Below are 22,596 nucleotides of genomic sequence, written 5' to 3' on the forward strand. Positions count from 1 at the left end.
CGTTCTTCAGACAGCCATGATTGTACGTTGGCGCGGCGGTCCGGACAAATTGCGCAGGGATCGGCGTCACATTCATGTCGTTCTCCCGGCCCGGTCCGCTGCGAGGTCGCGCGACAATGCTTCGATCCGGTGAGCGATGCGAAGGGCTCTTTCCCGGCCCGGCTTTCCTAGTCCCGCACGGTCGAAAAGAATCGACGTCGTGGGCTGACTTGGAAATCTCGGTTTGATGTCCGAGAGCTCTCGGGCCAGATCGTCGAATTCGGGTCGGTGGCCGTCCGGGATGCCCGGCGATGTCGCTACGGCCGCAAAGTCATCGGCCACATTGATGACCGCGTGCCGTGCGTCGGGGTAGTCGGAAATTCGGCGCGCGATGACCGCGAGCTGGTCGGGCAATTCCATGCGATCCCACTCCTTTCGTGTGGATGCCGAATTCGAGCCGTCGCGTGACTCTGACCCGGCGCTGCGTCTATCATGTCAGCCGATGTTGATGATTCCGTCCGGCCGTCACAACCAAATTCGACCAATTTCAAAGTGTCTCGCATGTCCAAGAAATTTTCAGCCCGATGTCTGGCCACGCTGCTCGCATCCGTCGTGGTCGCCGCCAGTTTGATGCCCGCCGTGCCAGCCTTTGCGGGTGAGACCAACGAGAAGCCGCGAATCCTCTTCCTGACGCAGAGCGCGGGCTTCCGTCATGGGTCGGTCACGCGCAAAAAAGAGCTTTCGCCCGCCGAGATTGCCATCAAGCAACTCGCCCAAACCAGCGGCGAATTCACCGTCGACTGTACACAGGACGCCGAACTCGACATCACGCAGGAAAATCTGGCGAATTACGACATCGTGATGCTCTACACGACCGGAAAGTTGCCGATCGGCGATGAAGACCTCGATTATTTTCTCGGCGACTGGCTCAAGCAGAAGGGGCATGGCGTGATCGGCGTCCACTCGGCGAGCGATACCTATAAGAAATACAAGCCCTACTGGGACATGATCGGCGGCACATTCGCGGGACATCCTTGGACGAGCCGGGCCACGGTTTCCTTGACCGTTCACGACACCGAGTTTCCGGCGATGAAACCCTTTGTCGAAGAGTTCGGCAAAACCGTCGAGTGGCAGGACGAAATTTACCAATACAAGAACTGGCAGCCGGAGAAGGTCCGGGTATTAATGAGCATCGATATGGCAAGTACCAAGATCAAGAAGCCCTATCACGTTCCGGTCGCGTGGGCGAAGGAATACGGCGAGGGCAAAATTTATTACAACAATCTCGGACACCGCGAGCAGACGTGGACGAGAAAGCCGTTCCTCGATTCGATCGTGATGGCCGTCAAATGGATCAACGGCGAGGTCGACGGGGACGCGACGCCCAACCCTGAGGTCTCAGCCGCCGAAGAGGCGAAAGCCAAGAAGGCGGTTGAGGGGAATTGATAGCCGGGTCAAGAACGCGCCTCGCTTCCGGTCATTTCGGGAGCGAGGCTCCGACTGAGAGTTTTTTCGATTCGTCTGTCATACAAGCCCGAGGCGCCAGCCGTCGAGAGAATCGCTGGTTGATCGACCATCGGCTTGCGCCTCCGGCTAATATTGAAATCGCATCCGGGACGTGCTCTGATCGCCGCGACAGAAAGCTGCGTGCCGCCCTAATCGAACGACTCCGGAGTTAATGGCGAGATCGGCGGCGGCGGGGGATTTGATCCGGTGACCACAAATTCTTTGCGGGAGATCGTCGTTCCGCTTGAACCGTCCCGAGTAATGATTCGAAACTTCAGGCAGCCGAACGGAATCTCTTCGCAGAGATACGTCTCAATGCGGTGCTCGTTTCGGTTATCGCCATTCGTCTTAGAAATCGTCGCGGCGGCGAACCGGCAGCGAAACGCATCTTGCCGGAGATCGGTCCGTAAATAGCGATTTGTCCCCGGAAGCAATTCATAACTGCCCGGAACCATTTGCAGGAACTTCAGAACCCGTTCTCGCTCGGGCTGCTCCGTCGGCGTGATTAAGAATTCTTCCGGGGCAGACCCTCCCTCGAAGAGTTCTCGATCGACCGCGAACTCCATGCGGTCGGGCAGATTGGAACCGCTTCCGGCAGAATTGACTTTTAATTTTTGGATGACACGCTCATCCCGATTTTCGATGCCGAGCGAGGTCAACCGAATTTGGACGGACGACCCGTCCTCGTTGACGCTCGCAAATGTCACCCAAGGCTTCGACTCGTCACTTTGATCTGCGGCTCCCGGCAGCGATGGGAACCAGGTGGTGATCGTTCTCGGTAAGGGTTCGAGAGGCGTCGAATAATCGATGAGTCCGGCCGATTCCATTTCGCGGTAGAGCCAGGAATGCCGCCACGGATTATCAACCGACGACCAAGCCGAGGCGACGGAAGCCCCCAGTAGGAGTGCCGCGATGAGTCGGGTGCGGCGGTCTTCGCCCCACGCATCCAACGCCGGGATGAGCGAAATTGTCCAAAGCGGAATCATCCAAAGCGCCCAGCGAAGGGCGCTGCTGTTGCCGCCGTAATTGTAGTTCTCAGTTCGCATTAGATAGAAACCGAGAACAACCACCGTCAACGCGGCGGTTACGGCGGACAGGGGCATCAGCGGATGGCGGCGATCTTGCCAAAGTCGAAACCAGCCGAAGAACGTGATCGCGAAAATAGGTGTGAGAGAGATGATGCCGTGATGGCCGAGGATGCAGTGAAATAAATACATCGGCGGCGAATCAAGATTGCGGTCGATCCCTTGCGGATTGAGCCAGTAGCTGGGCACGCCCTCGTGGACGTAGCGGTAAAGCTCGGTGCCGTAATACGCGTAAAACGGTTTCCATCCACCGGTTTGGATGCGGAGCGACACGAAGTAGGTGATTGCCACCACGGCGGCAGCGGGCGCGGCATAGAGCAGAGTCCGCTTCCAATCCTTACTGGCCATCGCAGCGAAACAGATCGCACACCACGCCAAAGCTGGTAGTTCGTTGGCGACGGTTGCCGCCGCAAAGAATCCGACCGCGGCAAAATAGACGGCACTGCGTCGACCGTCGCTATAGATCGATAGCAGCGCGTAAATGGAAAAGACGAGCGTCATTGCCGCCGGCGTGTGGTTGTTCAGAACGACCGAGAATGGCGACAGGAAGGTCCCGAAGGCCAGAACTGCCGGCACGATCAGCCGCGCCGTTGATGATCTCGCATACCGATCGACGATTCGGCACGTCAGCCACAGAGCCGCAACCAACGGCAGCAGGTTGAGGATCGTCAATACATGTCGCGTCAGCAGCGTCGGTGACTGTGTGAGCGTGCGGTCGAGCGCCTGGCGATAGCCGGCGTAGATTCCTGCTGTGACCAAAGGGAGCAGTGGTGGTTTGCTGGAATAAAAGTGACCATCGACGAGTACTCGGTCGATCGTTCTCCATCCCGAATCCCTCTGCAGCCTGTCAATCTGAAAGGAATTCCGCTCCACCAGCGACCAGACCGTCGCCCAGCGCGAGCGATCATTCGCGCTTTGGAGCGGCTCGGCGTTCCAGATGGCCGCGGCGTGCAGTCCGGCAGCGACCACAATCACGATCAGGTAATAGTACCCGAACCGAATCTCGCCACCGGTCGGTGCCGAGGCGGGCGAGCCATCGGAGTGAGCCGATTCGGACGCACCGGGAATGTCTGTCATGCCGTTGAGGGAGCCGGAGGAGGGACGCATTTCAACCACTTCACTACAGCGACACCGCAACGTCAAACGGTGAATTTGAAGAGGGAGCGAATCGATAGCAGTTCGCAAACCTGCTTTCCGGCTGTAACGAACGGCGAGACTTTGACCGCTCCGGTCGTCCCACTTTTTGGCGGCATCGCGATGCTGCTAGCTCATTTCTCGTCCGCAACCGGCCCGAGTTCAGCGGGCGGCGATACCGCAGGGATTTGTGCACATCCCCTTTACTATTGCCAGCTGAGCATCGTGGTCACATCGCAAAACGTGCGTTTCCGATGTCTCGGTCAATCGTTGCCGTTCGGGTCGGCTGCGGTGCCGCCGCGTACTTCGACTGCTTTGCGGATGAGATCGGGAATAGAAGGAGCCCGCATTTTTTTCATGATCTTGGCCCGATGGGCCTCGACCGTCTTGAAGCTCACGCCGAGTTGATCACCGATTTCCCGGCTCGACAGTCCCTCGACTACCAAGTCCATCACTTCACTCTCCCGCGCGGTGAGCGATTCGTGCATCTGCCGGACGCTCATCACCCGCTGTCGGCGAGCCACGCATTCGCGATCCTTTTCGATCGCCCGCTGGACCTGTTCGATCAATACTTGATCGCTGACCGGCTTGGGCAGAAAATCGACCGCGCCTTTTTTCATCGAACGGACGGCGGAAGAAACCTCGGGATATGCCGTCAGGATGATAATCGGCATATCGATTCCGCGTTCGCGGAGGCGATCGAGAACTTCAATGCCGCTCAATTCCGGCATTCGCAGATCGAGCAGAATGCACCCGGGGACGTTCGGGTCCAACGTGCTTAAGAACTCCTGCGGAGAGAGAAACGTTTCGACCGAGATGCCGACCGACTCGATCAGAAACTTGTTCGAGCGAAGCACCTCGCCGTCATCGTCCACGATTCGAACGATGGCTTCGGGAGCGTCCAACATGCAAAGTTCGTCGCGTTCGGCAGTATTCGTCATGATTCCAAAGCGGCAGTTCGACAAGAAATAGCGATAGGATGGGATCGGTCCGACTCGCACCGCCTGAAAAACACAGGTCTACCGATCAGGAGCGACTTGCCATATAGACGCCCAGTGAAGAGAACGCTGCGATCTGTCTTATGATCGCTCACAACGAAAAATTGAGCATATCGAGAGGCGGGGCCGATTGCGAGTTTCCCATCAGAGATCACAATTGAATCGATCGCAACGAATTTGGGTCTTTGGTAAAGATCAGTGAGTCGGCATTGGTCGCTAATCGATCCGTTTGCATGACGTCGCTCGGGGAAGATCATGGCTCGCCAGCCGGAGTTTGCTCCAAAAGAACAAATGAAAATTGCCGTGTTCGCTGATACGCACGATCACGTTTCGATGACGCAGCGGGCGATCAATTTCTTCAATGCAGCTGAGGTCGACCTCACGATCTTTGCGGGTGACCTTGTTTCTCCGATTCTGACGCCGACGCTGCGTCGGCTGAGCAGTCCGCTCGTCGCCTGTTTTGGAGACAACGAGGGCAATCGAATCGGGATCACCGGAGGCCTGCGAACCGTCGGCACGATTGCCCAAGGACCAATCGGCGTTCGAACCGAAGGGGATTTGCGGATTCTGATTACCCACCAACTCGAGCTATGCCGGGGCTTTCTCGACGACGCCCGGATCGTGATCTGGGCCCATACGCATCGCCCCGGCATCTCCCGCGACAGTTCCGGTCGGTTGTTCGTCAATCCCGGGGAAACCTGCGGGTGGGTCTTCGGTCGCCCGACGGTGGCTTTGATCGAGACCAACCCGAATGACCCGTCCGCGACCGTCGCCCGCATCATCGACTTGGAGCCTGAGCCCTCACTCTAAAGCAGGCAGACCTCGCCTGCGGATTCCGCTCAAGCGGTCCGACGGGACCGGTCGGCATCGGTTTTGCACGATGAAGTGCCGAGTTCGGGTGGACGGATCGGGCACTTCCCGCGATAACTCAGCACACCGTACAGAGTTTCGTCCGCGCCCGACTCGCCGGCGTGGAGGTCCCGCTCCGCCCGTTTTCTATTCATCGAGCGTTGGAGTCTTTCACCATCATGCCAGTTTCGCTCGATTCGCTGTCCGGGATTTCGACGCTTGTCATTGCCGGATTTTGTGGTGCGCACGTTCTCGCATTCGCAGTTCTTTCGATTTGGGCGGGCCGCGATCTGCGGGTGATCGCTTCATCTCTGGACCAGTTCACGCGGAGCCTGCGACATCGCAGCATTCTCGAAGGCACAGCGGGGCTCGCCGACCAGATTCAGGCATTTCTCGCCGACGTCCGGGAGGTGCTCGACAACCCGAAGGCGGTCGAGGAACGACGGTCGCTGCTCGACCGAATCAAGGTGCTCGACGAGAAACGCGGCTATCTCAATTCGCTGTCGTTCGAAACGGCCTGGAACGTCGCCCGAACGATGATCGAGGCCTACCCCTTGGCCGGCGTGCTCGGAACGATCCTCGCGATCGGTTCTGCCTTGGCCGGTGATGCTTCGACGGGAGATGCGTCGGCCGTCTCGGTCATTGTGGCCCGCTTCGGCGACGCGATTTGGTCGACGTTCGCGGGACTGACCGCAGCCATCCTGCTGATGTTTCTGAGCAGCATCCTTGAACCAAGATTTGCCCGCTTGACCGAGAGCCGGGCCAATGTTCGCGACGTAATCGCACGCGCGAAGCGGGAACTGACGGTGAGCGGGGAGAAGCCGGAATGAAAATTCAGCGTCTCCACTTCCAACTCACGCCGCTGCTCGATCTGCTGCTCATCGTAATATTTGCGCAATATCTCGATGTGCAACAAACTGCCGATCAGCAGTCCGAATCGGTCACCGCACAGGTCGCCGCCGAACGGGCCGAGATGGACACTCAGTTGAGCCGGAAGCTGGACGAGTTGGAACAGCGATCGCAAACGACATTGGTCGTCGAAGGAGAACTCTCGCAACGCAAGGCGGAACTCGAACGGCAGATTCAGAAATTAGCCGAAGATCGAGCCGAGCTCGAAGCCCGACAGCGCACGGCCGGCAATTTGCTCGCGAAATTGTTCGACGTGCCTCAAGAGGTGATCGCCGAGGTCTTCCGTCCTCGAGAGCCGCCGGGCGTACCGCAGACCGCCGAAGAGGTGCAGCGGTTGAAGGACCAACTCGAACGCTTGGCCAATGATAAGGGTCGAGAGATCGTCGAGTTTCTGCTCACGTACGATGAACTCCGCAAGCGAGCCGATATCTGGAGCGTGCATATCAGAGAGACCGGCGAGATCGTGCTCAAAGCGGGCGAATGGTCGAACGTCATCCGGGCAAAGACGCCCGACGAATTCGCGTCGAAGATATTCACGAACTACAAGACCCTACCGCAGCCGAAGAACCTTGTGGTGGTGCTCGTCTCCTACGGCGATGCCCGCGCCGACGCTCGTAATGCGGTTCTCAAGGGGCTGCCCATGGCACTCAAAGAAATGCGAGACGACCGGCTCGGACGAACACAATTCGAATATGCGATTTTGGGGTTCGACCCCGGAGACGGCCCGACGGTGCCATAGTAGACTGATATCATCGGGGACTCTCCGCCGACCTCAGCCATTCTCAAAGCAACTGGAAAGACAGCCATGCGACGTTTGCAGATCGGTATCTTCGCGGCCGCGGTCATTGGCGTGGCCGCGCTCCTGAACGGCTTGATGAACGGTTTCGGCTTGGGAGAGGGGGATGGCGGAACGACCACGGTCACCGAGCAGACTTCGACTTCGGAAACCGAAAGTGAATCGGTGGCCGACGATCCTGACGTTGAGTCAAGTGAAATCGCCGAGTCGGACGGCTCGCTCGACGTTCTGATCGACGACCGCGAGTTCTTGGTCCGAGGGGCCGATTCCGGGTCCTGGGTACCGATCGACCTGTCAAAGTTGGTCTCGCTTATTGCGGAACAACCGGGCGATGACGGTCTGAAAGCAACGATCTATCGCACCCCAGCCGCTCGCGCTGCGGCTGAGGAGGAACTCCAAGCGGCGATGAGCGAAGCCGGTATTGAGGACTCCGCGGTCGATCAGTCGGAGAAATTTATCGAACGCTGAACGCCTGATTGAAGTAACCGCGGCGCTATTTCTCACCGTGAGGCGAGATTCCGATTCGACGTGCTGTCGCATCGGAGTTACCCTATAGATAGCTTCGGAGCGGCGATCCTCCCGGACGGGGACGGGCAAGCATTCCGAATTCTCATCAACGATTTCGCTCGCGACGTGGTCAGAATGCATCGCTATCGCTTTTTCGCGAACCCCTGGCTCTCAATCGCAGCGGCAGCCGCGATTGCGGTGGCGATCTTCGTTTCGGGAGAGGCACTTGCGGCAGAGCCGATTTCGAAGGCTGATCGGCACTTCACGCTGCAAGTGCTGCCGGTGCTCAAAGCGAAGTGTCTCGCCTGTCACGGCGAGGATGGGGACGACCTGAAAGGCGACTTTGATCTGTCGTCCCGTGCCGCCTTGCTCAAAGGTGGAGAGTCGGGCGAGCCGGGCATCGTCCCGAAACAGCCCGACGAGGGCACAATGCTTTCGGCGATCCGCTGGGAAGGCTACGAGATGCCTCCCAAGGAGAACGATCGGTTGTCGGTCGAGCAAATCGCTGCGATCGAACGCTGGATTCGCGAGGGAGCTGTCTGGCCGAACGCCGACATTCAGAAACGGATCGTTGAGGATTCATGGAAGTCCGAATCGTCAGATCAAGGCGTGATCGTCGCGACATCGGGCGGGCTTTCCGATGATTGGACCTACCGCCGCTATCAGCCCAAAGACCTGTGGGCTTACCAACCGCGAGCGAATCCGGCAGTCCCCGAAATCGCATCGGCTGCAGGTGCGATTGAGCACCCGATCGATGCCTTCTTGCAACGCCGCATGTCGGAGGCCGGAGTGACTCCGGCAGGTCCCGCGGACCGGGTCGAGTGGATCCGCCGAATCACCTTCAATGTGACCGGCCTGCCGCCGACGCCGGACGAGGTAACGGCGTACGTCGAAGATCGGTCGGTCAACGCCGATCAAAGGGTCATTGATCGGCTGCTCGCGAGCCCTCATTACGGTGAGCGAATGGCTCAGCATTGGCTCGATGTCGTGCGGTATGCGGACACCGCAGGCTATGCGAATGACTTCAGTCGCCCCAACGCATGGCGCTACCGCGATTACGTCATCCGATCGTTTAACTCCGACAAACCGTTTGATCAATTTATCCGAGAGCAAATCGCCGGAGACGAAATCGATCCGGACGACCCGGAAATGCTGATCGCGGTTGGGTTCCTTCGCATGGGACCTTGGGAGCACACCGGGATGTCTGTGTTCGCGGAGACGCGGCAGCTATTCCTGGACGACGCGGTCAATACCGTCGGGGAGACATTTTTGGCGACGAACATGAGTTGCTTTAAATGTCATGATCACAAATTCGATCCGCTGCCGACTCAGGATTACTATCGGATGCAGGCGGCGTTCGCACCGGTCCAACTCGCCGATCGCCCGGCCCCATTTCTGCCGGAAGAAAATACGACCGGCATGTCGGATCAACGCCGACGATACGAGCAGCTCGCCAAGAATGACGGCACCGAACTTATCATTCCGCCGGGAGCTGATGAAAAGTTAAAGCGGGAATTAAGGAAAGATTTTAAGAGAATTCAAAATAAAAACCGGGAGCAACATCGACGGACATTGCTGATGACCCAGCCGCGGGCTTTCAGTGTTTATAACGGTCCGTTAAATCCGAAATTTCGCTCGACGAAGTCGATCCACGAGGTCCCCAACAAACGTAGTGGCGAAGTCCAGCAGGTATCGATCCTCGTGGGAGGTTCGATCGCTTCACCGAGCACGGAGGTTGAGCCGGGCGTTCTCAGCGCGGTCGACCGCATGATCGATGAAGAACGGAATTCGAGCCTCACGAATGAGATGACCGGTCGGCGGACCGAGCTCGCCGCGTGGATTGCTAGCGACGCCAATCCGTTGACCGCGCGCGTCTATGTGAACCGCATCTGGCAATGGCACTTCGGTCGTGGATTGGTCAATACGCCGAACAACTTTGGGGTCACGGGATCAGAACCGACCCATCCCGAACTTCTTGATTGGCTGGCGAATTACTTCATCGAACAGGGCTGGTCGACCAAGGCGGTGCATCGCCTGATTCTGACGAGCGACGCCTACCGACGCTCGACGTCGCACCCGCAACGTGACGCCGTCGACAGTGTCGATCCGAATAACGAGTTGCTGAGCTGGTTTCCTCCACGACGGCTGACCGCGGAAGAACTTCGTGACTCGATGCTGGTCGTTTCCGGAGACTTAAACGCCGAGATGGGCGGGATTCCAATTCGTCCTGAAATTAATCGGGATGTCGCCTTTCAGCCGCGGATGATCATGGGCGGGGTGGCTCCGGCCTATCAGCCGTCGCGAACTCCGCTCTTGCGGAACCGACGAACGATCTACGCTCAGAAGATTCGAGGACTTCGCGATCCGATGCTGGAGGTGTTCGATCAGCCGACACCCGATCAATCGTGCGGGCGTCGTAATGCATCGACCGTCACCCCGCAGGTCTTTGCTCTATTTAATAGTGAGAGCGTCCACCATCGGGCGCTCGCGTTCGCCGTTCGTCTGATCGACGAAAATGCTTCGCCGAAGCAACGGATTCAATCGGCATATCGGCTCTGTTTTGGTCGTGAACCATCGAAACGGGATTTAATGGCCTGTCTCGACCACATCGGCCGATCACAGGTTTATCATTCCGCGAAAACACCGCCGCCGATCGAACTTCCGACGGAACTGGTCCGCGAACGGCTCGGTGAGCAGTTCGGGCATCAGATGCAGTGGCTCGAACAACTCGACGTCTATAAGAATTACGAACCGGACCTGACTGCCAATATGGCAACGGCAGAGCAGCGAGCTTGGGCGGAACTATGCCTCGTCCTCTTGAACTCGAATGAATTCGCCTACGTGTATTAAGTCCGGTCGGTAAGTCTTACTCGGCCGCCTGATACTTTGCGGTCAATCCCCACAACACCTTAATGGCTCGGTTCAATGTCTTTGCCGCGTCGTGACTTTCTCTACGGCCTCGGTGCCACGCTCGGCACGGCGGCCTTGAATTCGTTCACTCAGGCTGAGGACGCCCCCTCGGCAATCGAAGAGGCCGGGCCGCTTGCCGCGAAGCAGGGACATTTTGCAGCCAAGGCGAAGTCGTGCATCTTCATCACGCTCGCGGGCGGGCCGAGTCATATCGATACGTTCGATCCGAAGCCCGTGCTGCAAAAACTACACTTAAATGAATTTCGGCGCGATGACAAATTCGCGTCCGCGATGAACGGGGGCAAGCGCTATTACGTGGCCAGCCCCTTTCGAACGCGCCAGGTCGGACAGAGCGGCCTGTGGATGTGCGACCAGTTCGGCCATCTCCCGAAGGTGGCCGACGAGCTCTGTATTTATCGCGGATGCCAAGCTGAGTCGGTCAATCACCCGACCGCCCTTTATCACATCAACACCGGAAATCGCTTCGGCGGTGATCCGGCGATCGGGTCGTGGGTGACCTACGGACTTGGTTCGCTGAACCAGGATTTGCCCGGATATCTGGTGATGCCCGGCAGGGTACTACCGCAGGGCGGGGCGGCGAATTGGTCGAGCGGATATCTGCCGGCTAATTTTCAGGGGACCCCCTTGCGGCCGCAGGGAAGCCCGATTCTCGACCTCAATCCACCCCCGGGTGTGTCCACGCGGACGCAGCGAAGAAATCTCGATCTGTTGGCCGAGTTAAATGCGGCGCATCAGCAACGACATCCGCAGCACGAAGATTTATCGGCTCGCATGGCGAGCTATGAACTCGCTTTTCGAATGCAGATGACCGTGCCCGAGATTCTCGATATCGGCGGGGAAACATCCCGCACACTCAGAGACTACGGCACGGAAGACCGAGTCACCGGCGAGTTCGGGCGGAAATGTCTGTTGTCCCGAAAGCTCATCGAGAAGGGCGTTCGATTTGTGCAGATTTATCAGGAAGGCTGGGATTCGCACGATTTCATCGCCGACGCGCACGGTCGGATGATCCGCACTGTCGATCAGCCGATCGCCGCTTTGATTGCCGACCTGAAACAACGCGGTTTGCTCGACGAAACGCTCGTTGTTATTTGCGGCGAGTTCGGCCGCAGTCCCGACAACGGTGTTCGATCGGGGGGCGTCTCGTACGGTCGCGATCACAATGCGAATGCGATGTCGGTCGTGTTCGCCGGAGGAGGCGTAAGCGGAGGGCGCTATGTCGGCGCGACCGATGAGATCGGCGGCTCCGCCGTTGAAGTCGTCCATCCCATCAAAGACCTGCACGTGACGCTTCTGCGGATGTTGGGACTCGACGACAACAAGCTGACCTACTTTCACGCGGGGCGGTTCAAACAACTCTCGCAGGTCGGCGGCGAGGTCATCGACGAGCTGATGGCATGATGCCGCGGGGATGAAACTACGTGTCCGGCAGCGGACCAAGCGGCTTGCGAATCACCGGTGTGTGGCCGCATGATGCCGCGACCTGAGCGCGTGACATCTTTTCGCCCCTGCGGTTTTCGATTTAATGTGCGGCATCAGCGGCTATTTTTCACCGGGCGGCGGGCAGTCTGCCGAGGCGATGCGTTCGGTTGCCGGTGCGATGGCCGACACTCTTTCGCACCGCGGACCCGATGGCAGCGGGACGTGGGTCGATCCCGACGCGGGCATCGCACTCGGCCATCGCCGGCTATCGATCATCGATCTCTCGGAGGCCGGCGCTCAGCCGATGCCCTCCGCCTGCGGGCGATATGTGCTGAGCTACAACGGAGAGATCTATAACTTCTCCGAACTGCGGGACGAACTCGAGTCGGCCGGTCGACGATTTCGCGGGCATTGCGACACCGAGGTGCTTCTCGAAGGCATCGCCGAATGGGGTATCGAGGCGACGCTGAAAAAATTGATCGGGATGTTCGCTTTCGCTCTGTGGGACCGCGAAGAGCGGACGCTCACGTTCGCTCGCGACCGCTTGGGGATCAAGCCGCTTTACTATGGCTGGGCCGGTCGAACTCTGCTCTTCGGGTCGGAGCTGAAAGCACTAAGAGCTCACCCTGAATTTGGTGCCGACGTGAATCGCGACGCCGTCGCCCAGGTCTTGCGGCACGGTTACATCCCGGCTCCCCTTTCGATCTATGCCGGAATCTCAAAACTGATTCCCGGAACGATCATTGAATTTTCGGCCGAAGAGCGCGATCCGTCCCCCCGAGCCTATTGGTCGCTGTCGGAGGTAGTCGAAGAGGCCTCCCGTCGAGCTTCCGGCAACGATTCCGAACGGTCGGATCGAGAATATTGCGATGAGCTTGAGACCCTGCTGACCGATGCCGTCGGCAAGCGGATGATCGCCGATGTTTCGCTCGGAGCGCTCCTATCGGGCGGCATCGATTCCTCGTTGGTCGTGGCGTTGATGCAGAAGCAGAGCGGTCGGCCCGTGAAGAGTTTTTCGATCGGATTTTCTGAAACGGAATACAACGAAGCACCGCACGCCGCGGCGGTGGCGAAGCACCTCGGGACCGACCACACCGAACTCTACGTCGAGCCACGAGACGCCCTCGACGTCATTCCGAAGTTGCCGGAGTTGTATGACGAACCGTTCGGCGATTCCTCTCAGATTCCGACCTATCTGGTTTCGGAACTGACCCGGCGATCGGTGACGGTTGCACTGTCGGGTGATGGCGGGGATGAGAGTTTCGGCGGCTACGAGCGTTATCGGGTGACGAGGGATGCGTGGAACATTCTGCGGCTCGCTCCGGGACCGGTCAGGCAAGCGGCCGCGTTGCTCGGGCGGCTCGGAACCGGCCGGGTGCCAGGTCGCATTCCGAAGCGGATCGTGCGACGGCTCAGTCGGGTGGGCGTCCGGACGGTCGGCGATCTCTACTGCGCCCAACTTCAGCATTGGACGAACGCGACCGACGTCGCCCTCGAATCTCGAGACACCCGCACGTTCGCATCGGACCCGGGCTTGTGGCCGGACGCGCTGCGTTATCCGGAAACGTTTCTGTTTGCCGATACGCTCAGCTATCTGCCAGATGACATTCTCGTGAAAGTTGATCGGGCGAGTATGGCCGTGGGGCTCGAAGCACGTGTCCCGCTGCTCGATCATCGCGTCGTTGAATTCGCGTGGCAGATGCCATCGCGATTGCGGTGGGATCGCCGCGGGCGCGGGAAGTGGCCGTTGCAAGAGATTCTGGGGCGCTACGTTCCGACCGAATTATTCGACCGCCCGAAGAAAGGCTTCGGAGTCCCGATCGATCATTGGCTGCGCGGGCCGCTCCGCGAGTGGGCCGAGGAACTGTTGCGTGAGGATCGGCTCAGGGAGGAAGGTTACTTTGATCCGCAGCCGATTCGCGAGTTGTGGCGGCGGCACTTGGCCGGCGACAATTGGCATTATCTGCTGTGGAACGTGTTGATGTTCAACGCGTGGCTGGAGCGGCAGCGATCGGGCGTTGCGGTATGAGTGGCACGATCGAAGGTCAGCAGCGCGTCCGCGTGATGGTTGTTTCGCACGCCCTGACCGGGGGCGGGGCGGAGACGCAAATCCGGGCGATTTTGCGGCATCTCGATCGATCGCTGTTTGAGCCGTTTCTCTATCTGTTTCGCGGCGAAGAAAAACTCGGAGAGCTAATTCCGGACGATATTTCGGTCGACGTATTTTGCGGCCCCGGCTCGTCAGGCCGCCGGTGGCGTCGAGGAGTTTCTCGCTTCACGTTGGCGAGAGATCTCGCCGCAACGTGCCGCCGGCACCGCATCGACGTTCTGTACGATCGGCTCATCAACACCACGCTGCAAACGGCTCCGGCCACCTGGCTGAGCGGTATCCCGCGCGTCTCGGCTTACAGCTCTAATCCGGATGCCGATTTCGCTTCGCGGCTCAAACCGTTTCCTCGCGTGCAACGCTACGCTGCGCGAAAGGCCTATCACTCGGCCGCGACCGTCACGGCGAATTCGGAATGCCTGCGGCGGAAGGTGATCGAGTTCTTTGACCTGCCGCCTGATCGGGTGGTGAATACGCCAAACCTGATCGACTTCGCTCAGATTCAAGCGAGCGTCGAGTCAGCGGATGAGATCGATCGATCTGACGGCGCGACTCACCTTATTTGCGTCGGTCGGTTGCGCTCCGAGAAAGGCCAGCGTGATCTGCTTCACGCTCTAGCACTTTTGCGAACAAGGGGTGACCAGCGACCGATGCGGCTCCATCTGCTTGGCAACGGCCCCGACGAAGCAGACCTGCGCCGTATCGCATCCGCCGAACAAATTGACGACCGCGTCGAGTTTCACGGTCACGTCGAGAATCCCTTTGAGATATTGGGTTCGGCCGATCTCTTCATTCTGCCATCGCTTGATGAGGGATCGCCCAACGCGCTACTTGAAGCGATCGCTGCCGGCGTGCCGGTCATTGCAACCGATTGCCCGTGCGGCCCGGCGGAGATTCTGGACAACGGTCGGCTCGGGCGGCTCGTGCCGGTCGGCAGCCCCGTCGCGATTGCGGATGCGATCAGCGACTATCTGGACGACCCCCAAAGCTGGCGATCACGGACCGATGCGGCTCGGACGTTCGTCGAGCAACGCCACACACCCCGCCATGCGATTCGCGTGCTCGAAGAGGTGCTCCTTGATGCCGCCAATCGCGGCTGATTTTTCCCGACCGCGCATAAAAAAACGAGGGGCAGAGCCCCTCGCGGCCAATCCTTGGCCAAAGTGGTGAGAAATCCTTTTCTCACAAGCCTCACTTTGAGTGCTTGTCAGGCGGCCATGGGCATTGCTTCCTGCTCTTCGGCCTGCTTGGCGGCGATCGCTTGGAGCATCTCCGGATCGATGAAGCCCTTGAGCTGGCCGCTGCGCGTGTCGTGCTGCAGTTTTTTGAGCGCCTTCGACTCAATCTGCCGGATGCGTTCCCGCGTAACTTTGAAGATGCGCCCCGTCTCTTCGAGCGTGTAGCTGTAGCCGTCGTTGAGGCCGTAGCGGAGCTTGATGATTTCCCGCTCCCGCCAGGTCAGGCTCTTGAGGACGTGGTCGATTTTGTCCCGCAGCATCGAGTGCTGGGCTCCCATCGACGGCGCCGTTTCGTGGCCGTCTTCAAGGAAGTCGCGGTAGCTGGAGTCTTCGCTCTCGCCGACCGGCGTGTCGAGGCTGATGGGGTGCTTCCAAGTCTTCATGACCCGTTCGACATCTTCGGTCGCCATGTCACAGGCGGCGGCGATCTCTTCGTTCGTCGCCTCGCGGCCGGTCCGCTGGCGGATCGCCTCGGCCTTCGCCTTGAGCGTCGAGATGTTTTGGAACATGTGGACGGGGATGCGGATCGTCCGGGCATGGTCGGCGACGGCCCGGGTGATCGCTTGGCGAATCCACCACGTGGCGTAGGTGCTGAACTTGTAGCCGCGGCGGAATTCGTACTTCTCGACGCCCCGCATCAGGCCGGCGTTGCCTTCTTGGATGAGGTCGAGGAATGACAGGCCGCGGTTGCGATACTTCTTGGCAATCGAAACGACGAGCCGCAAGTTGCCGCCGGAAAGTTTCTGCTTGCCGACGGTCCAGCGATCGATTCGCCGTTGAATTTCGGTGCAGCGAGCTTGGAAGTCTTCCGGCAACTCGCCGACCATTAGAACCAGTTCTTCCCGCTCCCGGCGGAGGGCCGGCATCTCGTGGGCACGGCGGGGATCACTGGGAAGCCGCAGCAATTCCCGATCAATTTCGAGGAATCGCTCGGCGATCTGCTGCATCCGCTTGATGAGCGGCTGCAAGCGGTGCGTTCGCAGGGAAAGCTCTTCGGCCAGCGTGCACATTTTGCGACGGCGGCGAACGATCCGTCTTTGAATCTGTTCGCGTTCCGAATCACTTTCGGCGGTGCGAAACGCGGCGAAGTCGCTCGTGTTCATCTCGAGCAGTGCCTTGAGCGTCGGCAAATTGGTCGGCAGGCGACCGGCGATTTGTTCTTTTTGGGTGTTTTCCGTCTCGCTGATGCGAAGCGTCCGTTCGAACGGCAGGTCCCCGGCGACCACCTTGTCAAAGATTTCGACCGCCTGTTTCAGGATAAAGTCCGATTCCATTGCCAACCGGCGGAACCATTTTCTGGTCGACTCGACCTGCTTGGCGAGAAAGATTTCGCGTTCCCGCGACAGCAACGGAATGTTTCCCATTTGGGACAGATACATGCGGATCGGATCTCGCGACGACAGCGCCTGCGTTTCCATTTCCGACTGCATCGTGCTGGGTTGTTCTTCCTTCTTTTCGATTTCGAATTCGGGTTCCGGTGGGGCGTTCGGATCGTTTCGCAGGTCGAGACCGAATTCCTCGCAGGCGTAGATCAGGCGATCCATTGTGGTCGGGTCGCCGCCTTCGTCGGGCAGCATCGCGTCGATCTGCTGGAAGGTGACGTAACCCTGAACGCGGGCTTGTTCCAGAACGGGAGCAATGTCTTTGTCGAATTCGTACACAGGCCGGTCTCCTTACCAACTCAGGTCGAAAAAAGTGGGTCTCTCCAGACTACGAGCGAGATTTCGAAAGACGCACGCCGAGGGCGCGAACATTGGAGGCAGCGTTCCGGCAAGCGAAGCCGGAGCGAAGGCCGAGATCGGCCACACCAGCGATTGTCGAATGAGATCGGTCAAATCGCATGTCCCGCCTCCTTGCGGGGATTCGCGGCATCGCCGCGTGTCCGTCGAAATCGGTCCGGCCACACAGGCCTGACTCGTCAGTTGCCGATCACAAGGCTGAATCTTTCAATCCGAGTGATCGTCAATGGCAAACGCCATCCGAACGGGCGAGGATGCTACCCGAGAATTCGGCGAGCGCCACAACATTTTCTCCTGAGCGATCCATTTTTTACATATCCAACTTGGCTGATCTATCTCGCGCGGCCGGACTAAGTTCTTGACGGTTTCTGAACATCAAGCGGGGCAACGCCTTCCGCCCGCTACTCGATCAGGCGTTCGTTGCGGCGGTACCCTGCGGTGATATACTCAGAAGGTGCGGCGAAAGACTCTTTCAACCGGGAATTGGAGCGGGAATCGATGAGTGCGGAAGCGGGTAAAGACCAAGCAGTCGTCGCGAAAGGGCTCAAAGGCATCATGGCGGCCGACAGTTCCATCTGTCTGGTCGACGGCCAGCAGGGGAAGCTGCTGTATCGCGGCTACAACATCGACGACCTCGCCGAGAAGAGCAGCTATGAAGAGGTCGCCTATTTATTGATGAAGGGCGAACTCCCGGACGCCGTTCAGCTCGATAAGTTCGATGATCCGCTTTCAAAAGATGCGAAGCTTCTCCCCGAAGTGATGGCGTTTCTGAAGAACTCTCCGCTCGACGTCCCGCCGATGTCGCTGTTGCGCAGCGCGACGTCGGTCGCGGGGCTTTACGATCCGACGGCGGAAGATAATTCGGTCGACGGAGCGTACTCGAAAGCGATTCGCCTCATCGCGAAACTTCCCACGATGGTGGCCGCGATCCATCGCTTGCGCGAAGGCAAAGAACCGATCGATCCGGTCGCCGACAAGAGCGTCGCTTGGAACTTCGTGCATATGCTCAAGGGAGACGAGCCGACCGGCGATGAAGTGAAGGCCGCCGATCTGATCCTCATTTTGCACGCCGAGCACGGCTTCAATGCCAGCACGTTCTCGTCCCGCGTCACGATCGCGACCTTGACCGACTTCTACTCGGCAATTACCGCCGCTATCGGCACGCTTAAAGGGAAACTGCACGGCGGAGCCAATACCGCGGTGCTCGAAACGCTGATGGACATCGGCAGTGTCGAAGCGGTCGAACCCTACGTGGAGAAAGGACTCGCGGCCAAAGAGAAATTTATGGGCTTTGGTCACGCGGTCTATCAGGTAGAAGACCCGCGGGCCAAGCATCTGAAGGCACTCAGCAAACGTCTCGGCGAAGAGCAGGGCAATACCAAATGGTATGACATGTCGGTGAAGATGGAGGAACTCGTCACGCCGGCCATCAAGAAAAATTGCAACGTCGACTTCTATTCCGCCAGCGTTCAACACTACCTCGGCATCCCCAAGGATCTCTTCACCTGCATCTTTGCGATGAGTCGCATCGCTGGCTGGAGCGCCCACGTGCTCGAACAGCTCTCCGACAACAAAATTATCCGCCCGAAGGCGCACTACGTCGGAGCGGAAGAGCGAAAGTATGTGTCAATTGGCGAGCGGTAGGCTGTGGCGGAGAATTCACGAAATGTGCGACTGTACCGGGGATTGGCAGTGCGTCGCCGCGAGGACGCGGATGTTCTCGTTGCGGCGGAACGGTACAGCGGAGCAATCTATCTGGGTGGATATGTCGCCGAATGTGTTCTGAAAGCTTTGATTTTGCGGCATACCGCAGCCGGCCAAGAGACGCAGGCGTTGAATGAAGTCAAATCGATCGGACACAATCTGGAACGGCTGAAGACGCGGGCGATAGAGACGGGCTCCGTACATTTTCCTGCGGAAGTCATACGCGCTCTCAACTCACTCAATTATTGGTCCTCCGAACTTCGCTACGACTTAAAGACTCCGGGCAGAAAAGATGTCTCTGCATTCTTTCGGGCTCTGAAAGTCATTGGTGAATGGTCCGAACGAGTCAGTTGGTGATGTTTGTTTTCGAAAGGTCATCAGATGCCGGTAATTGAACGCGCGGAAAATAGGGGCGTGGCCGCAGATGCCATCGACAATGCCCTCACACTGCGATTTGGCTCAAATGTTGAAGTTCGCGAACGCCATCCGCTTTCTCTATGGATCAGGGTGCAGTCGGAAGAGTTTTCATCGCTTGATCGCGAAGGGCGTGAGGATTTATTCTGGGCAGCCCTCGAGAGCGTCGATTCTGAAATGGTCCAAACGATCTCTTCGACCCGACTCAAGGCCCCAGGAGAAGAGACGAGTTTTAGCGACTATATTTTTGACAATCCGCCTTCGTCAGAAACTTTGAATTAAGATCGATCAGACAAGGTTCGAACATGTCATTTAAATTCGTCCCACCCGGTTCGAACCTGAAAGTAGCGGCTTTGGCGCTTAGAAAGCGATTGACGCAGTCCAGCGTTTTCGCCGTTGCTTTAATTGCTTTCCTTGAAGTGCCGCTGACGGCAGCCGATCGCCCGAATGTCCTGTTCATCGCGATCGATGACCTCAACGATTGGGTTGGGCCGCTGAAGGGGCATCCGGACGTTAAGACGCCGAACATCGATCGGCTGGCCAAACGCGGCGTGACGTTCACCGACGCTCACTGCCAGTTTCCGCTGTGTGGTCCGTCGCGGGCGAGTCTGATGTCGGGGATGCATCCCGACACGCTCGAAGTTTTTTGGCATCAAGGCGGCAAGCCGGAGAACCTGATGCCTCGGGTTGCTGAACTCGGCGGGGTGCTGCTCGATCAGCATTTTCGCAACAACGGCTACGCGGTCTTCAGCCGCGGGAAGATCTATCACTCCGGGCATCCGAATGCCAAAAAGTACTTCGACGAGTGGGGCGGCCACGCCGGGTTCGGGCCGAAGCCGAAGCGGAAGTTCGCCTGGGACAGCGATTTTACGCAGACCGACTGGGGCGTCTTTCCCGATGACGTCACGCGGATGCCCGACTATCAGACCGCCGAGTTCGGCGTTCGCAAACTGGGCGAGGCTCGCGACAAACCGTTCCTGCTGATGGTCGGTTTCGTCCGCCCTCACGTGCCTTGGTACACGCCCCAAAAGTGGTTCGACCGATTCGATCCCGACGCGCTACAGATGCCGCCATATCGGAGCGACGATCTGGATGACCTGCCGCCGATGTCATCGGAGATCAATCGAATGCCCGGGTCACCCACGACCGAGTGGGCGAAGGAATCGGGTGAGTGGAAGCAGATCGTGCGGGCCTATCTCGCCTGTGTGAATTTCGTCGATGAGCAGGTCGGTAAGGTGCTCGATGCCCTCGATGAGAGCGACTACGCGGACGAGACGATCGTGGTGCTGTGGTCCGATCATGGCTACCACATCGGCGAAAAAAATCGCTTTCAAAAGCATTCGCTGTGGGAACGCTCGACCCACGTGCCGGTGATCCTGGCTGGGCCGGGCATTCCGCAAGATGATAAGTGTGATCAGGTCGTGGGGCTGATCGACATTGCTCCGACGCTTGCCGATCTTTGCGACCTTCCGCCGAACAAACGCTGGGAAGGCCGCAGCCTGGCGCCGCTGCTACGCGGCTCGAATCCGAAATGGGATCGCGGCGTCTTGACGACCTGGAAGGAAGGCAATCACGCCGTGACGACCGAACGATACCGTCTGCTGCGATACCACGACGGAACCAAGGAACTTTACGATCGCGAGGCCGATCCGAATGAGTGGGTGAACCTCGCGGAGCGTTCCGAGTCCAAAGAGGTGATCGTCGAACTTGGCCGCCGCATGGATTCGCTACTGGGTCGCACACGCGAGTAAACGGATTTGGGAAATCAACTTCTTCATCAATGTCTGGTGTCAAGCCTTTGAGATAGCGACTGCGAGAGCTTGAATCCCTTGCTCGCGCTGCGGGCTTGTGTCTCATAATTTAATTGAACGACTGCGATGGCCAAGTGCGACGAGGGTTATCTCTGCGAAGTGTGCGGCGAGCCGGTGAAGGCGATCGTTGAGAGCGATCTCTATCTGCGGTACGTCATCGGCGAGATCGATGTCGCCGAGCTTGCGGCCTCGCCCGAGCGGCATCAGCGGTGCAATCCGACGATGGCCCAGTTCATTGTCGACGAGAAGTTCGAGCCGGTCACGGTCGAAGGACCGTTCTCGAAGGCGGAGCTTGACCGGGACGACGTCAAAGCGCGAGAGGAACTGGTAACCCGCGGCTGGCGGCGACTGCGGGAGGTCCGAAAGCTCGGATTGCCGATCAGCGATTATCCGCTGGAATCAGCGGCGCGGTAGGACTGACATGTGTGGCACGGACACCGTCCGTGCGGCGCAGCCGCCAGAGCATCCAGCTACCGACCACAATTTACATTGGGCGCCGGACTGGTAGGGATATCTCTGCCTGAATGCTCTGGTCGCTGTGCGACACGGACGGTGTCCGTGCCACTCAGGAGCCATTTCTACGCGGCGTCTTCACCGGCGCGGACGAGCGATTTTGGTTCGTCCGCCGATGGACTCTCTGTCCTACGTCGCTCCCGCACTTTTTTGCGGTGCGCCTCGCGTCGCTTCTGAGCGGCTGCTCGGAACCCGATCAGCAGATAGTAGATCGCCGGATAGGCGATAACCGCCCCGATGGTCGCCACAATCAACGAACCAATGACCAGGGGCCAGCCGATCTCAATGAACAGCTTCCAGACGGTCGCCCACCATTCGGAAAACCCCGAATACTGGAAGGCCTTCGCAAATTCATCGCGCGTCAAGTCGCCCCCGGTGAAATACCAGCCCACGCAGTAGCTGAACCAGTAAATCGGGATCGTGGTGATCGGATTGGAGATGTAGCAGGAGACGATCCCCGCTCGGCAGTTGAAGTCGAATGGCCTGCGGCAGAGGTACCAGATCATCCCGACAAGGATCATCTGCACGCCGACGGTGGGGGTCAGTCCGACAAAGATACCGACCGCGAAGCCGAGGGCCACTCGATGGGGCGTGTCATCGAGCGACAGCAGGTAGCGCACGATCGTCCGCGGGTTTGCCCAGCCGAATCGCCCCAGATCGGGAGACTTCGACCGCCCTGATTTTGGGGGGGATTGCTCTGCCGCCATAGACCGTCAGCCCAAAGGGTCTTTGTTGTCTGCCGGATTATAGTTCGGACATCGTGTGGGGGAGGAGTCAGTTCGAACGATTGGCTTACCCAATTTTCCCGGGTTCGTTCAACGCGTCGATCCGAAAAACCACACCACCGTCCGTGAGCGGAACATCCGGACCATTCTGCGACTTGGGTAGAATCGAATCAAACAGGCAGGGGACGCGGCGAACTCACGACAAAACGATGCCAATTGAATTTGCGTC

At 58.7% G+C, this 22,596-nt stretch carries 19 protein-coding genes; 14 read left to right on the plus strand and 5 right to left on the minus strand.

Features of this window, described 5'->3' with window-relative positions:
* Window positions 1-72: 72 nt before the first annotated feature.
* Window positions 73-399: a hypothetical protein gene (locus Pan189_RS08865; RefSeq protein WP_145363567.1), complete on the minus strand. Its 327-nt coding sequence runs from the start codon at window positions 397-399 to the stop codon at window positions 73-75.
* 141 nt (window positions 400-540) lie between these two features.
* On the opposite strand from Pan189_RS08865, the gene Pan189_RS08870 reads away from it, so the two are divergent.
* Entirely contained in the window at window positions 541-1,425 is an 885-nt protein-coding gene (locus Pan189_RS08870; RefSeq protein WP_145363568.1) for a ThuA domain-containing protein, read from the plus strand.
* 209 nt (window positions 1,426-1,634) lie between these two features.
* Here the strand turns inward: Pan189_RS08870 and Pan189_RS08875 are convergent, their stop codons facing one another.
* Both Pan189_RS08875 and Pan189_RS08880 read right to left on the minus strand, forming a co-directional pair.
* Entirely contained in the window at window positions 1,635-3,677 is a 2,043-nt protein-coding gene (locus tag Pan189_RS08875; RefSeq protein ID WP_145363569.1) for a hypothetical protein, read from the minus strand.
* A gap of 290 nt (window positions 3,678-3,967) precedes the next feature.
* The gene (locus Pan189_RS08880) at window positions 3,968-4,645 is read right to left on the minus strand and encodes a response regulator transcription factor (protein WP_310821268.1); all 678 of its coding nucleotides are present in this window, start codon (window positions 4,643-4,645) and stop codon (window positions 3,968-3,970) included.
* Window positions 4,646-4,957: 312 nt separating this feature from the next.
* Between Pan189_RS08880 and Pan189_RS08885 the strand changes: the two genes are divergently transcribed.
* The 8 genes from Pan189_RS08885 to Pan189_RS08920 all read left to right on the plus strand — a co-directional run bounded on the left by Pan189_RS08885 (window position 4,958) and on the right by Pan189_RS08920 (window position 15,323).
* Window positions 4,958-5,512 carry a YfcE family phosphodiesterase gene (locus Pan189_RS08885; RefSeq protein WP_145363570.1) on the plus strand — a complete coding sequence of 185 codons (555 nt, stop codon included), beginning with the start codon at window positions 4,958-4,960 and terminating at the stop codon, window positions 5,510-5,512.
* A 218-nt stretch (window positions 5,513-5,730) separates the two neighbouring features.
* Window positions 5,731-6,381 (plus strand): MotA/TolQ/ExbB proton channel family protein, encoded by a 651-nt coding sequence (locus tag Pan189_RS08890; protein ID WP_145363571.1) that lies wholly within the window; start codon window positions 5,731-5,733, stop codon window positions 6,379-6,381.
* Window positions 6,378-7,199 (plus strand): hypothetical protein, encoded by an 822-nt coding sequence (locus Pan189_RS08895; protein ID WP_145363572.1) that lies wholly within the window; start codon window positions 6,378-6,380, stop codon window positions 7,197-7,199. Before Pan189_RS08890 ends, Pan189_RS08895 begins: the two co-directional genes overlap by 4 nt.
* A 66-nt stretch (window positions 7,200-7,265) precedes the next feature.
* Entirely contained in the window at window positions 7,266-7,724 is a 459-nt protein-coding gene (locus Pan189_RS08900; protein WP_145363573.1) for a hypothetical protein, read from the plus strand.
* A 174-nt stretch (window positions 7,725-7,898) separates the two neighbouring features.
* Entirely contained in the window at window positions 7,899-10,613 is a 2,715-nt protein-coding gene (locus Pan189_RS08905) for a PSD1 and planctomycete cytochrome C domain-containing protein (RefSeq protein WP_145363574.1), read from the plus strand.
* Between the two features lie 75 nt (window positions 10,614-10,688).
* The gene (locus Pan189_RS08910; RefSeq protein WP_145363575.1) at window positions 10,689-12,095 is read left to right on the plus strand and encodes a DUF1501 domain-containing protein; all 1,407 of its coding nucleotides are present in this window, start codon (window positions 10,689-10,691) and stop codon (window positions 12,093-12,095) included.
* A 124-nt stretch (window positions 12,096-12,219) separates the two neighbouring features.
* On the plus strand, window positions 12,220-14,145 hold the full coding sequence (gene asnB, locus Pan189_RS08915; RefSeq protein WP_145363576.1) for an asparagine synthase (glutamine-hydrolyzing): 1,926 nt from the start codon (window positions 12,220-12,222) through the stop codon (window positions 14,143-14,145).
* The gene (locus Pan189_RS08920; RefSeq protein WP_145363577.1) at window positions 14,142-15,323 is read left to right on the plus strand and encodes a glycosyltransferase; all 1,182 of its coding nucleotides are present in this window, start codon (window positions 14,142-14,144) and stop codon (window positions 15,321-15,323) included. The genes asnB and Pan189_RS08920 overlap by 4 nt, the downstream gene beginning before the upstream one ends.
* Window positions 15,324-15,430: 107 nt before the next feature.
* On the opposite strand, the gene Pan189_RS08925 is transcribed toward Pan189_RS08920, so the two are convergent.
* The gene (locus Pan189_RS08925; protein WP_310821269.1) at window positions 15,431-17,122 is read right to left on the minus strand and encodes a sigma-70 family RNA polymerase sigma factor; all 1,692 of its coding nucleotides are present in this window, start codon (window positions 17,120-17,122) and stop codon (window positions 15,431-15,433) included.
* Window positions 17,123-17,698: 576 nt separating this feature from the next.
* On the opposite strand from Pan189_RS08925, the gene Pan189_RS08930 reads away from it, so the two are divergent.
* From Pan189_RS08930 to Pan189_RS08950, 5 genes are all read left to right on the plus strand, one after another.
* Window positions 17,699-18,844 carry a citrate/2-methylcitrate synthase gene (locus Pan189_RS08930; RefSeq protein ID WP_145363578.1) on the plus strand — a complete coding sequence of 382 codons (1,146 nt, stop codon included), beginning with the start codon at window positions 17,699-17,701 and terminating at the stop codon, window positions 18,842-18,844.
* Window positions 18,845-18,868: 24 nt separating this feature from the next.
* Window positions 18,869-19,261: a HEPN domain-containing protein gene (locus Pan189_RS08935; RefSeq protein ID WP_310821270.1), complete on the plus strand. Its 393-nt coding sequence runs from the start codon at window positions 18,869-18,871 to the stop codon at window positions 19,259-19,261.
* A 24-nt stretch (window positions 19,262-19,285) separates the two neighbouring features.
* Window positions 19,286-19,600, plus strand: a complete 315-nt coding sequence (locus Pan189_RS08940; protein ID WP_145363580.1) for a hypothetical protein — start codon at window positions 19,286-19,288, stop codon at window positions 19,598-19,600.
* 23 nt (window positions 19,601-19,623) lie between these two features.
* Window positions 19,624-21,069, plus strand: a complete 1,446-nt coding sequence (locus Pan189_RS08945; RefSeq protein WP_145363581.1) for a sulfatase — start codon at window positions 19,624-19,626, stop codon at window positions 21,067-21,069.
* 126 nt (window positions 21,070-21,195) lie between these two features.
* Window positions 21,196-21,543 carry a hypothetical protein gene (locus Pan189_RS08950; protein ID WP_145363582.1) on the plus strand — a complete coding sequence of 116 codons (348 nt, stop codon included), beginning with the start codon at window positions 21,196-21,198 and terminating at the stop codon, window positions 21,541-21,543.
* Between the two features lie 164 nt (window positions 21,544-21,707).
* On the opposite strand, the gene Pan189_RS08955 is transcribed toward Pan189_RS08950, so the two are convergent.
* The gene (locus tag Pan189_RS08955; protein ID WP_145363583.1) at window positions 21,708-22,349 is read right to left on the minus strand and encodes a DUF2062 domain-containing protein; all 642 of its coding nucleotides are present in this window, start codon (window positions 22,347-22,349) and stop codon (window positions 21,708-21,710) included.
* Window positions 22,350-22,596 lie beyond the last annotated feature (247 nt).

This window comes from Stratiformator vulcanicus (assembly GCF_007744515.1).
GTDB lineage: Bacteria > Planctomycetota > Planctomycetia > Planctomycetales > Planctomycetaceae > Stratiformator > Stratiformator vulcanicus.

Bases quoted from the DNA above. Each gene is read 5' to 3' on its own strand.
- asnB (WP_145363576.1), top strand. From the start codon at position 12,220: ATGTGCGGCATCAGCGGCTATTTTTCACCGGGCGGCGGGCAGTCTGCC.
- Pan189_RS08875 (WP_145363569.1), bottom strand. From the start codon at position 3,677: ATGCGTCCCTCCTCCGGCTCCCTCAACGGCATGACAGACATTCCCGGT.
- Pan189_RS08885 (WP_145363570.1), top strand. From the start codon at position 4,958: ATGGCTCGCCAGCCGGAGTTTGCTCCAAAAGAACAAATGAAAATTGCC.
- Pan189_RS08905 (WP_145363574.1), top strand. From the start codon at position 7,899: ATGCATCGCTATCGCTTTTTCGCGAACCCCTGGCTCTCAATCGCAGCG.
- Pan189_RS08900 (WP_145363573.1), top strand. From the start codon at position 7,266: ATGCGACGTTTGCAGATCGGTATCTTCGCGGCCGCGGTCATTGGCGTG.
- Pan189_RS08930 (WP_145363578.1), top strand. From the start codon at position 17,699: ATGAGTGCGGAAGCGGGTAAAGACCAAGCAGTCGTCGCGAAAGGGCTC.
- Pan189_RS08880 (WP_310821268.1), bottom strand. From the start codon at position 4,645: ATGACGAATACTGCCGAACGCGACGAACTTTGCATGTTGGACGCTCCC.
- Pan189_RS08910 (WP_145363575.1), top strand. From the start codon at position 10,689: ATGTCTTTGCCGCGTCGTGACTTTCTCTACGGCCTCGGTGCCACGCTC.
- Pan189_RS08920 (WP_145363577.1), top strand. From the start codon at position 14,142: ATGAGTGGCACGATCGAAGGTCAGCAGCGCGTCCGCGTGATGGTTGTT.
- Pan189_RS08895 (WP_145363572.1), top strand. From the start codon at position 6,378: ATGAAAATTCAGCGTCTCCACTTCCAACTCACGCCGCTGCTCGATCTG.
- Pan189_RS08950 (WP_145363582.1), top strand. From the start codon at position 21,196: ATGGCCAAGTGCGACGAGGGTTATCTCTGCGAAGTGTGCGGCGAGCCG.
- Pan189_RS08955 (WP_145363583.1), bottom strand. From the start codon at position 22,349: ATGGCGGCAGAGCAATCCCCCCCAAAATCAGGGCGGTCGAAGTCTCCC.
- Pan189_RS08890 (WP_145363571.1), top strand. From the start codon at position 5,731: ATGCCAGTTTCGCTCGATTCGCTGTCCGGGATTTCGACGCTTGTCATT.
- Pan189_RS08945 (WP_145363581.1), top strand. From the start codon at position 19,624: ATGTCATTTAAATTCGTCCCACCCGGTTCGAACCTGAAAGTAGCGGCT.
- Pan189_RS08865 (WP_145363567.1), bottom strand. From the start codon at position 399: ATGGAATTGCCCGACCAGCTCGCGGTCATCGCGCGCCGAATTTCCGAC.
- Pan189_RS08870 (WP_145363568.1), top strand. From the start codon at position 541: ATGTCCAAGAAATTTTCAGCCCGATGTCTGGCCACGCTGCTCGCATCC.
- Pan189_RS08940 (WP_145363580.1), top strand. From the start codon at position 19,286: ATGCCGGTAATTGAACGCGCGGAAAATAGGGGCGTGGCCGCAGATGCC.